The organism is Thainema salinarum CENA647, from assembly GCF_057732415.1.
On record NZ_JBYJZJ010000022.1, the window covers coordinates 4,003,650 to 4,017,946 of the forward strand.

The window sequence follows — 14,297 nt, forward strand, 5'->3', positions numbered from 1 at the left end:
AGAGCTAGTGTTTGCCCGCATTTCTTGATAGGTCTAGATATAAGAAATGAGGCAGAAACTAACTTGATGAAGCTGTTTAGTCCATCCCTGCGAGAGATGGCAACTACGTTTGTCTGATGTAAGAGCTATCCCATAATCCGGCCCAGTTGGGGGGCGGCGGGCTTTGTAGAAAGTAATTAATACGCTCTAAATAGATTTGTGTTGGCCGATTGATGGGGTGCGATCGCAGACAGATTTCTAATAATTCCTGAGCTTGCTGCCAGTCTTGTTGTCGATACATTCGTAACGCCGCTTCGAAGGTATCTCGCCACTGCATCGTTGCATCATCAAGAGTACCGCCATAGCCTAATAGTTCATAAATTCGAATAGGTGTTCCTTTTTCGGGAGCTGCAATCCAGTCTATTTCGCGGGTTTCAATGACGTCTCCAGCTTGTTGCTTAGTTGCTTCAGTAATCAGAATTGTCGTGCCGTAGTGCTTATTGCTGCTTTCTAACTGTTCGGCCAGTTGTACTGGATAACCCAAAACGGTGTAAGACTTGGACTGCTCGGAACCGATGTTGCCGACGACTAATTCTCCGGTTGCAAGACCAATGCGAATGTTGATGTCGGGTAAGCCTTTGCGAATGCCCATGATGTCGGGCATCAGTCGCTGGAGCTTAGTGAGCTGAGCCGATTGTTCTAAGGCGGCGTAGCAGGCGAGTTTGGCATGGTCAGTGTCAGCTACAAATGGCGGCCCCCAGAAAGCGGTGACGGCATCGCCAATAAACTTATCGATTACACCCTGATGCTGCTGGATCGGTTCTGAAGCGAGGGTTAAGTACTGATTGATTAAGCGAACGAGTCCTTCGGGCGTCAGCAGTTCGCTAATGGCGCTGAAGCCAGCAATGTCGGAGAAGAAAACGGTCATTTCTTGCTTGCTGATTGGGTTTTCGCCCGATTGCTGCATGAGCGTATCAACGATACGCGGATCGACGTACTGACCAAAGGCAGCTTTGATGGCTTCTTTTTCCCGCACGTCGTTCACCATGGCGTTGAAGGCTTGGGTGAGGGTGGCGATTTCATCGCGGGTATCGACGGGAACTTGAATGGTGAAATCGCCCTGTTCGACTTGGCGAGTGCCTTTGACGAGGCGACGAATGGGCCGAATCAGGCCAAAGGTAACGAGCGAGGCAAAAACAGCACCGACGCCTGTGGCAACTCCGGCCAAAACCCAACTGGCGCGAACGGCTTCTTGCTCGTGGCGTTCGGCTCGTTTGGCGGAGGTTTCGGTATAAGCGCCGAGTTCAAATAAGATGCTTTGCACGCGCTGATCGAAGTCATCTTCATATTCTTCTAGGCGTTCATCTAGCAGCTCGGCGTTAGCTTTGTTGCCGGATTTGAGTAAATCAACGATTTGCAGGCTGTGGTCATGAAATTTTTGGTGATCGGCTGCGAGGATTTCCAGTAGGGGCTGAATGCGGGCAAATTCGATCACGTCTTCGGTGGTGCGGCCATTCTCGACAGCGGTTTGGGCAAGTGCGATCGCATGTTCGATATCTTGATCAACTTGCTGTCCTCGTTGTTCAAATTCGTCAATTTCTTGCTGAATCTGGATGGGGTTGGGGGTGTCCATTTCGTATTGTTGGAGGACACGTTCGAAGTGGATTTCTTGTTCGAGGACGTGGATGTTGATGGCGGCAACGGCTTCGGTGAGGGTTGTGAGGTATTCGGCGATGTCAATTAGTTCGTCGTTGACGCGTTTGATGCGGCTGTAGTTGAGGTAGGCGACGCTGAGGAGGAGGGCAAGCATGCTGGTAGCGACGCTGAAGATTTTGAGGCCGATGGGGATTTTTAATCGGGGTTGGGGGTGAGTCATGGTTTTTTGTAGGGTGAATGTTTTGGTCTTGTAGGGGCGAATGGTTATTCGCCCGATGCGGGATTTTGTAGTTTAAGAAAGATTGTGTGGTTAAATAGAAAGTTTGTTTAATTAGAGTTGGAAGGTTGCTTCTGAGGGGACTAGCCCCCTCAGACTCCCCCACTGGTGCGTGCCGTCGCCCCAGGCCCCCACGGACGAGGTGATCGGTGAGTGGTGTTGAATCGCTTCGCTTTGCTGGGGTGGATCCGGTGTTATTGTTGGGGTTTGGCGGAACGCCAAACCTATTGAACGTAACAGAGTGCTGTTGCAACTCAACACGTTAGCTTTTTGGGAGGGGGTCTAGGGGACGCAACCGTCCTCCATCGGGGGCGTGGGGGCAAGCGCCCCCACAAACGGGGTTTTCAATATCCTCACATCAAGCATGCTCACACTACTTGCTGGTTAATTGCCAAACACCGTCCCAATCTTCATCTGGTGGGGACTCGCGTAAAACGTACAGTCGTTCCAAATAGATTTGGCTGGGTTGGTCGGTGGGTTGGAGAGTTAGGCAGTGTTCGAAGTGCTGTTGGGCGGTGTCCCAGTCTCGCTGGCGGTAGGCGGATAGGCCGCTTTGGAATGCTTCAATTAGAGAACGTTGCTGATCGGTTACAGATTCGTTGGTGCCAAGAAGTTCATAAATCTGGACGGGTTCTTGTTTGCCGACGACTTGGATGCGATCGAGTTCGCGGGTGATGAACTCGTCTGTAAGCTGGTTGCGGGTTTCTTGGGTAATGAGAATACGGACGCCGTATTGCTTGCTGGCTCCTTTGAGGCGGGAGGCGGTGTTTACGGTGTCGCCCATGACGGTGTAGGACTTGGAGGAGTCTGAACCCATGTTGCCGGCGACGAGGGAACCTGTGGTGATGCCGATGTGCAGGTCGAGTGCATTGAGAATGGTGCTGTCGGGACAGAATTGGCTGACAAATTCGCGGAGTACAGGCAGCTTGTTGATTTGGGCTAAGGCGGTTTTGCAAGCTGCGATCGCATGTTCGGTTTCGCTGGTGAAGGGAGCACCCCAGAAGCCCATGATCGTCGTGCCGATGAATTTGTCGATGACGCCGGCATGATCTGAGATCGGCGCGGACATCAGGGTAAGGTACTGGTTGGTCAGCTCTACCAGTTGGGATGGGGATAGGGTAGCTGCGATCGCATCAAATCCTTCTACGTCTGCAAAGAACACGGTCATGATCTGGCGTTCGCCCTGGGCTGTTGTCAGGTCGCTGGGATTGACAAGGCGCTGGACGACGCGGGGGTCAACGTATTTGCCAAAGGTGTCTTGCAGATTCTGCTTCAGCCGCAGTTCTGCCACCATTGCTCTGAACGACTGGGCCAGGGTGCCAACTTCATCACGGGTCGAAATGGATAGGTCGGTATCGAGGTCGCCAGCCCGGATGTTTTGCAGGCTGTGGGTTAACTTCCGTACGGGGCGAACCAGGCCAAGCGTCACGGCGGAGGCGTAGAACAAGCCAAACACAGTGGCAATCATGGCGACGGACAAGCTGAGGTTTTGGACAATTTGCTGGTGAGACTGGCCGGAACGGGCCGCTTCAACGGTGAAGGCTTCTAGCTCCAGCAAAATTTCTTCAATTTCGCGGTTAAAATCGGCTTCCTCGGTTTGCAGTTGACTAATCAAAGCGCGAGCTTTTTCAGGTTTGCGGTCATAAAGCTTTAGGAGTCGAATGGCATGGTCGTGAAAGTCTTGATGTTCCTGCTCGATTTGCTCAATTCGAGGTTCTAGTTTGAGCCATTCTTGCCGATTGGTCGCTAGGTGGGAATGTGCGATCGCATCTTTCATCAAGGCTTCAGCTTTGGCTAATTCCTGATCAACAAGCTGTCCTCGCTCTTCAAACCGCTGACGCTCCATGAAAATATGCCGTCTGTGCCGCAGCGCTGCTCCGTCGGCTGGTTCAATTTCGTACAGTTTCAAGACTCGTTCAAAGTGCAGTTCTTGTTCCAGGGCATGTACGTCAATGGTTGCTACCAGATCCGTAATCGGAATCACGTAGTCAGCCATGCCAGAAATTTCTTCATTGACTCGCCGCAGCCGATTCGACGATACGTAAACCACCAGCAGCAACAGTCCTAAAAGACTGGTTGCAATACCAAAAATTTTGAGGCCAATGGAAATCTGCCGCTGCGGCTTGGCAACTACCGTCATGGCTCTAACTCCTAGCGTGATGGGGTATGCTGACCGATTGGGACTGACTGTCTAGATGAACCCGCGACATCAGAATTCCCACTAGCAACCGTAAAATCGCGGAATGTATCCCAAAATTTATTGATGAACAGAAAAGGGAGACTATCCCGCGATAGAGTTGCGATCGCAGTCAATCTCAGCACAATAGAAACTATTGCTGATATAAGGAAGGGCCAACATGGAACTGCGATCGCTGGGACAATCCGACATCCAAATCTCGCCGATTATTATGGGAACTTGGCAGGCGGGCAAGTCCGGCTGGGTAGGGGTTGAAGATCAGCCCGTGATTGATGCGATGAAGGCCGCGTTTGATGCGGGTGTCACCACCTTTGATACGGCTGAGGTCTATGGCGATGGCTATTCTGAAAAACTGGTCGCCAAAGCGCTGTCGGACGTTCGCGATCGCGTTGTTCTCGCCACCAAAGTATTTGCCAACCATCTCAAATACGACCAAGTGATTGAAGCCTGTGAAGGGTCGCTAAAGCGCTTACAGACCGACTATATTGACCTGTACCAAATCCACTGGCCCGCTGGCTCATTCAACAGCGACGTTGTGCCTGTCGAAGAAACCATGCGCGCCTTGAATAAGCTGAAAGACGACGGCAAAATTCGCGCCATCGGCGTTTCCAACTTCTCGCGCGATCAGATTACGGAAGCAGCTCAGTACGGCCAAATTGACAGCATCCAGCCACCTTACTCCCTGTTCTGGCGACAGTTTGAGCAGGATGCCATGCCCTACTGTATCGATCACGGCATCTCGATCATTGCCTACTCATCACTGGCGCAAGGCCTACTGACGGGTAAATTTGGCTCCGATCACAAATTTGAAAAAGACGATATCCGCTCCAAAAACAAGCTTTTCCAGGGCGAAACCTACCAAAAAGCGCAGCAGGCTTTGGATCAACTGCGACCTATCGCCGAAAAGTACGACACCAGCCTCACGTGTTTGGCTTTAGCTTGGCTAATCGCTCAGCCCAACAGCAATGCAATTGTCGGTGCCCGCAAGCCGGAGCAGGCAACCGAAAACGCAAAAGCGGCTGATATTAAGCTGTCTGATGAAGATTTGGCAGAAATGGATCGGATTAGCCGTCTAGTGACGGATCAGCTTGATCAAGATCCAGTCATGTGGAAGTTCGCGTCTTAAGCTAATTTCGCAAATCTAGTCAGATCGAAAGAGGATTTCTGATTTTTTGTTTACTAATCTTAATACTGAAGATTAAGCAACAATTCAGTATGAAATTTTTGACTCAAACAGCCGTAAGGCTAGCGATGATTGCAGGTGTGGCGGGTTCAGGTGTTCTGATGACTGCTCCTACCTTAGCCGACAATCATACGAGTCCATCTGGTTCATCCAGCACCATGCAGCAGATGGAGATGAATCAGTCCGACACTACAGCGTCTAACACGATCGTAGACGTGGCGTCTGGTAGTGAATCATTCAACACGCTAGTACAGGCCGCACAGGCCGCCGGACTAGTGGATACGCTATCCGGTGAAGGACCTTACACTGTCTTTGCACCGACCGATGAAGCCTTTAGCCAACTGCCGGATGGTGCATTAGACTACTTGCTCCAGCCCGAAAATCAAGACTTGCTCCAGCAGGTTCTTACTTACCACGTGGTTCCCGGTGAAGTAACGGCTAGCGAAATCACCAGTGGGCCAGTCGAGGCCGTTGGTGGCGGATTAGCTGTTCGCGTTACCGATGATGGTCGGGTCATTGTTAACAATGCCAGCGTTGTCAATGCTGATATCCAGGCAAGCAACGGCGTCATTCATGCTGTGAATCGGGTTCTCCTACCTGAAACACTGCAAAATGCACTTGCATCCCGCTTGGGTGTACAAGAAATCTATCAGTAATCTCTGGTAACGCAGTTGTGCAAAGCTATCGCAAAGATCACAGCAAATATCACAACAGTAGGGGTGAGCCGACAGGCTTGCCCCTAACGCGTTTAAATCGTTTGAACCAATTGTGTAAAAGTCTCAACCCCAATGACGATAGACTTTATCGGAAATTATTTTGTAGCGCGGCGGAGCCGCGCTACAAAATAATTTCCAACCCCAAAGACTTTATTGGAAATAAAGTCTGATGGCTATAGGTCTGCTTGTTTAATGGGAAAGATTACTGTAAAAGTCGAGCCTTGGCCGGATTGGGAGGACACCAGAATTTCACCCTGCATTAAATCCACCAGTTGTGAAACAACGGCCAGTCCTAATCCTGTACCCTGCTCATTTTCGGCCAGCGGAACGTCGCCCACGCGAAAATAGGGTTCAAAAATCTGTTTTTGCTCATCCTGAGTCAGACCAATACCGCTATCGCTGACGGCAATTGACCAGCGGTGATCCTCAAGGGTTTCAACAGAGACAGTGACATAGCCACTTTCGGTATAGCGGATGGCGTTACTTAGTAGATTGGTAAGAATTTGCTGTAGGCGCAGCGGGTCGGTTTGCACAATCTGGGGAGCGCGATCGCAGTTTACCTTCAGCTCTAATTTTTTATTGCGAGCCAGTGGCTCGACGATTTCAATCACCGACTGAATCAGATCGTTCGGGGCCATCGAAACGATCTTTAGCTTGATCTGTCCCGTAGACTGCTGGAGTTGCAGCGTATCGTTAATCAGCCGCAGCAGCAGCCGTCCACTGCGTAATACCCGCTCAATGCTTTCTAGATGGGTGTAAGACTCTTTCGGGTCAATTTCTTGCTGGCGCAGAAACAAGTCGGCATAGCCAATAATCGAGGCCAGCGGCGTTTTCAGCTCGTGGGTCAGCTTCAGCATGTTGTCGTGGCTAGCCCAGACCAGGCGAGTCAGTTCCTGATTCGTCAGCTGCAACTGGGCTTTCAGCTTTTCAAACTCTTCGATGCGGCCTTGGGTATAGCTGTTGAAACAATTTGCGATCGCTTCGTCAACTACCGTATCAATTAGCCGAGTTGCCCACAGCACATCCTCCGCAGACGCCTGTAGTAGATCAGCCTCCAGTTCTGAGAAAATCACAGACCGCAGCAGACGATACTCGCGAGCAATTTCGGCTGGCTCGAACCCCTGCTCGGCCCGCAGCACCCCATGTTCCAAACTTGCCTCATCAATGGCCTGAAAGGTCTCATGCTGATCGGGAGCTAGCATCATAGCCAGAGAATCCAACACCTTTGGCAGGCTATCCCGCACCGCATTAAAGGTTAACTCGTCGGTCGCTTCAATCTGTTGATCGTCAAAAACGGCCTCCACCCATCGCTCAATCAGCGTGTCACGCTTTTGATTCAGAATCGCGCTGAAATTCATTTTCATGGGTATAAAGCCAAGCCGTTTTTGCTAAAAGCAGGCTTTATATTATTGCCTAGCGAGAGGAAAGCGCATCTAGTAAAAGGTAGAAGGTCTGGAATGATTCCTCACAGTTTGAGTAGGAGCAAGATTCGCATTTATCTTGAAATCATGATCAATGCTGATGCTTTGGATCTTGAGCTGTCTCCGCTGGTCGTACTGAATCTAATGGGCTTGATACGCTGATGATGATGGATGCAGATGCGGTATAGCCGCTAGTGCGATCGCAGACGTATTCGATCAGTTTGAGCCGTATTCTGGCACGTTCAAGCTGGGCCTGGTAGTGGTTGTATGTGGTTCCTTTCCTTTCCTTTTCGTCTCTAATTGATGAGGTAGACTGTTTTCTTCTAAACAGTCGTTATGCCGCTTGTTCCTTGGCAAAGTTGTTACTTAAAGTTTGCCTGCCAATGTGAAGCAATTAAGATAGTCCGAGATTCTTAAGAAGTATTTTTATGGTTATTTCTGAGAAAGGCATAATCAATTTAATGTAGTTATCAAATAATCTTTTTAAATTGAAAAATAGGAGGTTTAATGCTGAAATTTTATTACAATCCGGTTTCTGTTAATGTTCGTCGGGTTTGGGTTACATTGCTGGAAAAGCAAGTTCCCTTTGAGCCAATTTTGGTTAACTTAAACGGAGATCAGTTTCATGACGATTTCACAGCAGTTAATCCGCTGCAGCGAGTTCCTGCAATCGTAGATGGCGGATTGCGAGTTGTTGAGTCACTAGCAATTTTAGACTATCTAGAGACAAAGTATCCAACTCCATCATTAATGCCTAGCGAACCTGAAGCAGTCGCTGTTGTGCGGATGATTGAAACAATTACAGTTGTTGAACTTCAACCTGCTACGATTCCTTTAACTCGGCCTTTGGTCGGCCTAGAAGTTGACCCTCAAAAGTTTGAAGTGGCCCAACAACGAGTAACAAGTATCTTGCATTTCTTTGAAGAGTTACTCAATGAACAGACGTACTTTGCAGGAGATAAGTTTACATTGGCAGAAGTTGTGGCTGGAACATTAGTGCCTTCCCTTCCTTTGGAAGATTATCCAAACTTAAAGGCTTGGTCAGAGCGGCTGACTGAGCGAAAGAGTTGGCAGCAAACGATTGCTAGTCCCGAAGCAATTGAAGCCGCTCTTCCTAATATTCGAAAGATTTTGGAACGTCGGTCGTAGCGATCGCAGCATAATGTAGTCTATACCTTCCGTTTATGTCTTATGAGAGAAGTAAGCGCGTAGGCATTTGTTTATGCTGCTGAAGTTGTATCCCTACAATTTCTGACTTCAATTTATTTATTTGAACGGTGGATTTTATGACAAATCAAGTATTTCTTTCATTACGAGCGATCGCCAAACGTTTTTTCGTGTTGCTGGCTGGCGTTGCCATGCTGTTTAGCTTCACTCAACCAGCCTCATTGGCCGCATCGTTTCATGCCGTTACTCCATCCATTGTGGTGTTGGGCGCAGCAGATACCACGTCCGATAATCCCTTGGGCAAAGAGGCGTACAGCGAAAAGATGGAGCAACGCCGCGAATGGCAAAGCCGTGTCTCTGGCAACCGTGAGGTTAATGGCGAAAATGCAGACAACGAAACGTTGCGAGAACGACTCAATCTTGATGAGATTACCGAAACGATGAAGGATAATTTGAATCTAGACGAAGATGCAGACGCGAAAGCGGCTCAACAAACCTATCCTCCATCGCGATAATCCATAAGGTTTTAATATTGTGGGGATAGGCACACTACGCCTATCCCCGTTCTATTTGTGCGATCGCACTTTCTTTTACCAATGAGTAAAGATTGGATAAGGTGCGATCGCACTTTTTCACAATTTCCAAATCTCAAGGCTGGTTATGCTGAACGTTTCCACCTAATCATCCCAATTTGTATGTTTAGGCTGACAAATTTCTACCTAAATTGCCAAAAGAGAATTGGTCACAGCAAGCATCTTCTGGAAAGTGAACAAGTGGCTGGAAGTCGCAACACAAACATCAGCTTGGTCATTCAGGATAGGATCGCTCATACTAGATAGTAAATCCCGTTGAATCTGGGAGCAGTCTATGTTGTCACCAGAACTAAAAGCACAAATTTTCAAGTTGCCGCCCAGCGATCGCCTCGCACTGATCTCTGCTATTGTTGAATCCTTGCAAGAGACAACTGTTGCTCAGCCTGACCGCTCTGATGCAATTCAGCGGATGAGGGGATTGTTAAGAACAGAGCAGCCTGCACCGACTGATGAAGAAGTGGCAGTGATGCTGGAAGAGAGACGGGTGGAGAAGTATCTTCAGTGAAGGCTTTAGTTGATACCAATATTGTTTTAGATTTTTTGTTGCAACGAGAACCATTTTTTCAGGATGCAGACCTGCTGTTTCAGGCAATTGATGTAGGCGAGATTGTTGGCTATATTACAGCAACAACGCTAACGGATATTTTCTATATCTCACGCAGACACACCCGTAGTGTTGAGCAAGCGCGGCAAGCAGTCTCAGAAATATTGACCGCCATGATGATTTGTCCGGTTGATCGAGTCGTTTTAGAATCGGCTTTCAACTCTGGCTTAGCTGATTTTGAAGACGCTGTTCAAATTTATAGCGCCGTCAACCAAGGATCAGAAGCAATTGTGACCCGTGATGCTCAAGGTTTTTTGAGTTCACCTATACCCGTTTTATCCATTCAAGAGTTGTTGCAGCAAGTCAGGCAGCAAAATGGTGCTTAGGTTAATGGAGAGGTATAGATTGCGATCGCACTTTTTCACTGGTTTCCAAACCTCAAGGCTGGTTATACTAAATGTCTCAACATAATCACCCCGGTTGGGATGTTTAACCTGACAAATTTCTACCTAAACCGCCAAACGGGTTTAGGTAGACTGTTTTCATCTAATCAATTGTTAGGCTTCAGCATCTCATCCGTTAGAAGAACAAAAAATAATTCTATGCTCAGTAAGGAAAAAGCTGTTGAAAAGTTACATCAACAAATTGCAGCCATACCTGAACTCAAGAAGAAAGTAAGCTTCTCCCCGGAATTTAGGAAGTGGCAGCGAGATACTCAAGTATTGATTCAGAAAATCTTTGGGGAAGGGAACCGGCATACGAAAGATTTTGATAATATTCACTTCAGTTTGGTAGCAGCATCAAATCTAACTCCTGACTCTGCATGGGAGGAAGCCTATCAGGACGGGCTAGATGACGCTAAATCAATTGGTTCTTCCGGGTTTAAGGTGAATTTCGTATACTAGGCGACAACCAGTAGACTGTTGCTGCAATGGACTTCCACCTAGATAAGCTCTTAAATTTACCAAACTTGACTGTAGAGAGTTGCGTTCAAGAAGGCAGAGAAGCCTTTCTAAAGCTACGTTGTTTGAATGAATTTGCCGCGTGTCCTCACTGCCAAGCTAGCAGCGATGAACTCAATCAAAATCGCTCCGTTTTGATACGTGATTTACCCATTTCGGGTCAAGCGGTTTACTTGCGGGTTCCGCGTCGCCAATTTTACTGTCGGGCATGCCAAAGATATTTTACCGAACGATTAGACTGTGTTGATTGGCAACGGCGTTATACACAACGCTATGAAACCATGATTTATGACCGAGTAAACGCCATGAGCATTGAACAAGTGAGTCGAGAAGAAGAATTAAGTTGGGACCAAGTACAGGGAATTTTTCAGCATAAGTTTACCCAAGAGAAAAAAAGACTGGGGAGCCGTAAAGCGAGTCAGCATTGATGAGATTAGTAAGCGAAAAGGGCATCGAGATTTTGCTACTGTTGTTTGCGATATTGATCGCAGGAAGTTGCTCGAAGTCATTGACAGTCATCAGCAGGACACGATCATTGACGTGCTTCAGCAGCAACCGATTGAGGTACGAGAACAAGTCACAGAAGTAAGCGTCGATATGTGGGGTGGGTTTCCCAAAGTTGTCCAGGCTGTCTTTCCAAATGCGATATTAGTTTTTGACCGTTTTCACGTCATACAATTGGTCAATCAAGAATTGAATAAAATTCGCAGACAGACCCGAATGACAGTAAAAGGTAGTCAGTTTCTTTTGCTTAAGAACAATGAAGATTTAAGCGGTGAAGAGCACGTTAAGCTAGCGCACATTTTGAAGCATTCAAGCCGATTGAGAAAAGCCTACCAACTCAAGGAAGATTTAAGGACTATTTTTGAAACAAACCATACTCCTGAAGAAGGCAAACGGAACATTTTAATTTGGCTCAAGAAGGCCAGGGCAGTCTATGGTGATGTCATACAAACGATACAGAATCATCTAGATGGTATTTGCAATTACTTTAAGACCCGGACAACGAGTGGCGTTATGGAAGGTATCAACAACAAGCTCAAACTCATAAAGCGAAGAGCTTATGGCTTCACAAACTTTGAGAACTTTCGCGCTCGTCTATTAGCTTGCTTTCCTGATTAGAAAAACTTATCACTATAATGTCAGAAGAGCCAATCAATTCTTCAATCTTTCATAGATGAAATCAACGATTATTGGGATGATAAGTTCATTAGTGCTGATAGAGACTGTTTATCGATTGTTGAACAGATTGGGAGCACGTCATCCGCTGAGGAGATGAAAATATAATGGAGTGAGTGCCCTTATCGGATCCTGACATGACTCCAGACCAGCGCGACCAAATGCAGCATCACGTCAACGCTTTAGCACAGATCCTCTATGACGACGCCAAGGAACAGGGGATGAGGATGACGAGCTTAGGCGAAATCGAGCAAACGGTCCGTGAGCAAGTGCACCGTCATGTGTCACCCAACTTAGGTCTTTTTTTATCGACACAAGCGTCGGCAAAGATGAAGGAGAAACCCGAAAGCTAACCAGCATCCTTGGCATATTGCAGGTTGGCCGACAGCAGGCCAAGCGGCTTGGAGTCAAGCCCAGAGTCCAGTTCAGCCCCCTGGTCGAGCTGTGTTGTCTGCAGATGGGAGCAACGGTGTCCTTCGTGCAGGCGAGTCGGGATGTTGAACTGCTCACCGGGGTCACCGTGAGCGCCAAGAGTGTCGAGCGCATCGTAGGGCGCAATCCGATTGAGTCATCGGCTCCAGAGGAGACAGTCAAGGAGATGGCTCTCGATGGCGGGATGGTTCGCCTAGTGACTCCGAGCGGAGAGCCCAGCGAGTGGAAGCAGTACAAGGCGGTGCGGCTGGACGGTGACGGTGTGGGTATGGCCTGGTTTGACGACAATGATGCGCTGTTGGCCTGGCTCAGGAGCCTTTGCTGGGCCAGTGTTGTGTTCTGCTTAGGAGACGGACACAGCGGCATTTGGTCGCTCTACCAACAGATGGAGAGGCTCACTCGCCAGGAGGTCTTGGACTGGTATCACCTGATGGAGAACCTGTATAAAGTGGGCGGTTCCCTTCAACGGCTCAACCAGGCCAGACACCTTCTGTGGCACGGTCAGGTCGATGAGGCCAGTGCCCTGTTTGCGGGGCTCAACTCTCAGCAGTCTCAACGATTTGGGAGGTATCTGGAGCGACATCGCGCTCGGATTGTCAACTACAGGTACTACCAGCAAGAGGGGATGCCGATTGGCTCAGGCCCGGTCGAATCACTCATCAAGCAGATTGATGCCAGAGTGCAGGTCGCAGGTGCGCAGTGGAACCCTCAGAATGTTCCTCAAATTCTGGCGCTCCGCTGCGCTTACCTGAACAACCAGCTCAACCTTTATTCTCTCGCCAGCGGATGACGTGCTCCCAACAGATTTGTGATCGATTATCACCTTGTCGTAAGGCAATTGCGTTGCCGTCATGATAATCGACATACTCTTGATGTAAACGATGAGTATGACGTCCAAGATTTACTCCATGCGATACTTATGCTGGAATTCAATGATATTAGACCAGAGGAATGGACACCGAGCTATGCTGGCAGTAGTTCACGTATGGATTTCTTGCTAAAACGAGAAAAGACAGTTATTGAGGTTAAGAAAACTCGTAATCGACTTGGAGCTAAGGAAGTGGGTGAACAACTGATCGTTGATATTAAACGTTATCGCATTCATCCTGATTGCCAAACACTAATTTGTTTTGTTTATGATCCAGAAGGTCAAATAGCCAATCCACGAGGACTTGAGAATGATTTAAACGGCGATAAAGAAGGGCTTAGCATTAAAGTAATCATTACCCCTAAATGGGGATAAAGCCTAACAACGCCCATACACACCGACCGCCGAGAGGTGCTCTGTGAAGGTCATGGCTATCTGCGGCGGGTGATGGGCATCGTTAGACCGCGAAACTGCCTTTCTCTACAACGAGCATGGGCGTGGAGTAAATCTCGCGGGGCGCTCAAATTCCTATCCCCGCCGCAAGCGGACGGGGCATTACGGAATTTGCCCTTCGGGACGCACTCCCGCGCTACCACTAACGTGGCAAGCCACGGGGAATTAGACCCACAGAGATTAAAATAGAAAAAATGCCGCCCATTTTCTGCATGAGTGAAACTGTCTACATTGAAACGAGCATTTTAGGATATCTCACCACTCGACCCAGCAGAGATCTTGTTGTGGCTGCCAATATTGAAGTAACAAGAGAGTGGTGGGATACGCGTCGTAATGATTTCCATCTCTACTCGTCTCAAGCAGTTGTGAAAGAAACCTCACAAGGGGATGCTCAAATTGCATCTCAACGACTCGAAATCATTCGTGCATTTGAATTGCTCGATTTGAACCAGTCTGTTCTTGATTTGGCTGAGCAGTTTTTGGAGCGTAGTAGCCTTCCTGCTAAAGCTGATGTTGATGCTGTTCATATTGCAGTCGCAACAGTTCATGGTATGGATTACTTGCTGACATGGAATTGCAAGCACATCGCTAATGCCCAAATTCAAAGAAGGGCGTTGCTGAATGGGCAGATGATTGTCTAAGGTGATCAGAGAAGACGCTTTGAGGACTC

At 48.3% G+C, this 14,297-nt stretch carries 15 protein-coding genes; 12 read left to right on the plus strand and 3 right to left on the minus strand.

The window, feature by feature from the left end:
- Positions 1 to 103: 103 nt before the first annotated feature.
- Both AC286M_RS24360 and AC286M_RS24365 read right to left on the minus strand, forming a co-directional pair.
- A complete protein-coding gene (locus AC286M_RS24360) occupies positions 104 to 1,855 on the minus strand; it encodes an adenylate/guanylate cyclase domain-containing protein (RefSeq protein WP_488206861.1) in 1,752 nt (583 codons plus the stop codon).
- A gap of 430 nt (positions 1,856 to 2,285) precedes the next feature.
- A complete protein-coding gene (locus AC286M_RS24365) occupies positions 2,286 to 4,052 on the minus strand; it encodes an adenylate/guanylate cyclase domain-containing protein (protein WP_488206862.1) in 1,767 nt (588 codons plus the stop codon).
- 217 nt (positions 4,053 to 4,269) lie between these two features.
- On the opposite strand from AC286M_RS24365, the gene AC286M_RS24370 reads away from it, so the two are divergent.
- Positions 4,270 to 5,235, plus strand: a complete 966-nt coding sequence (locus tag AC286M_RS24370; RefSeq protein WP_488206863.1) for an aldo/keto reductase — start codon at positions 4,270 to 4,272, stop codon at positions 5,233 to 5,235.
- 89 nt (positions 5,236 to 5,324) lie between these two features.
- Positions 5,325 to 5,948, plus strand: a complete 624-nt coding sequence (locus AC286M_RS24375; protein ID WP_488206864.1) for a fasciclin domain-containing protein — start codon at positions 5,325 to 5,327, stop codon at positions 5,946 to 5,948.
- A 233-nt stretch (positions 5,949 to 6,181) separates the two neighbouring features.
- Here AC286M_RS24375 and AC286M_RS24380 read toward each other — a convergent pair whose 3' ends face one another.
- Complete coding sequence (locus AC286M_RS24380; RefSeq protein ID WP_488206865.1) at positions 6,182 to 7,372, minus strand: ATP-binding protein; 1,191 nt, start codon at positions 7,370 to 7,372, stop codon at positions 6,182 to 6,184.
- A gap of 564 nt (positions 7,373 to 7,936) precedes the next feature.
- Between AC286M_RS24380 and AC286M_RS24385 the strand changes: the two genes are divergently transcribed.
- The 10 genes from AC286M_RS24385 (at position 7,937) to AC286M_RS24430 (ending at position 14,268) form a co-directional block, all read left to right on the plus strand.
- Positions 7,937 to 8,578 (plus strand): glutathione S-transferase family protein, encoded by a 642-nt coding sequence (locus tag AC286M_RS24385; RefSeq protein WP_488206866.1) that lies wholly within the window; start codon positions 7,937 to 7,939, stop codon positions 8,576 to 8,578.
- Positions 8,579 to 8,715: 137 nt separating this feature from the next.
- Entirely contained in the window at positions 8,716 to 9,111 is a 396-nt protein-coding gene (locus tag AC286M_RS24390; RefSeq protein WP_488206867.1) for a hypothetical protein, read from the plus strand.
- Positions 9,112 to 9,463: 352 nt separating this feature from the next.
- A complete protein-coding gene (locus tag AC286M_RS24395) occupies positions 9,464 to 9,694 on the plus strand; it encodes a hypothetical protein (RefSeq protein ID WP_488206868.1) in 231 nt (76 codons plus the stop codon).
- The gene (locus AC286M_RS24400) at positions 9,691 to 10,119 is read left to right on the plus strand and encodes a type II toxin-antitoxin system VapC family toxin (protein WP_488206869.1); all 429 of its coding nucleotides are present in this window, start codon (positions 9,691 to 9,693) and stop codon (positions 10,117 to 10,119) included. Before AC286M_RS24395 ends, AC286M_RS24400 begins: the two co-directional genes overlap by 4 nt.
- A 99-nt stretch (positions 10,120 to 10,218) precedes the next feature.
- Positions 10,219 to 10,638: a hypothetical protein gene (locus AC286M_RS24405; protein ID WP_488206870.1), complete on the plus strand. Its 420-nt coding sequence runs from the start codon at positions 10,219 to 10,221 to the stop codon at positions 10,636 to 10,638.
- Between the two features lie 26 nt (positions 10,639 to 10,664).
- Entirely contained in the window at positions 10,665 to 11,123 is a 459-nt protein-coding gene (locus AC286M_RS24410) for a transposase family protein (protein ID WP_488206871.1), read from the plus strand.
- A gap of 4 nt (positions 11,124 to 11,127) precedes the next feature.
- A complete protein-coding gene (locus AC286M_RS24415; RefSeq protein ID WP_488208861.1) occupies positions 11,128 to 11,817 on the plus strand; it encodes an ISL3 family transposase in 690 nt (229 codons plus the stop codon).
- Positions 11,818 to 12,011: 194 nt separating this feature from the next.
- Positions 12,012 to 13,096 (plus strand): ISKra4 family transposase gene (locus AC286M_RS24420; protein ID WP_488203071.1). Its coding sequence is split into 2 segments (ribosomal slippage): positions 12,012 to 12,198 and positions 12,198 to 13,096, totalling 1,086 coding nucleotides; the frame shifts between segments, so codons are not numbered across the junction.
- A gap of 18 nt (positions 13,097 to 13,114) precedes the next feature.
- Positions 13,115 to 13,549, plus strand: a complete 435-nt coding sequence (locus AC286M_RS24425) for a PD-(D/E)XK nuclease domain-containing protein (protein ID WP_488206872.1) — start codon at positions 13,115 to 13,117, stop codon at positions 13,547 to 13,549.
- Positions 13,550 to 13,839: 290 nt separating this feature from the next.
- Positions 13,840 to 14,268, plus strand: coding sequence for a type II toxin-antitoxin system VapC family toxin (locus tag AC286M_RS24430; protein ID WP_488206873.1), 429 nt, complete (start codon positions 13,840 to 13,842; stop codon positions 14,266 to 14,268).
- Positions 14,269 to 14,297 lie beyond the last annotated feature (29 nt).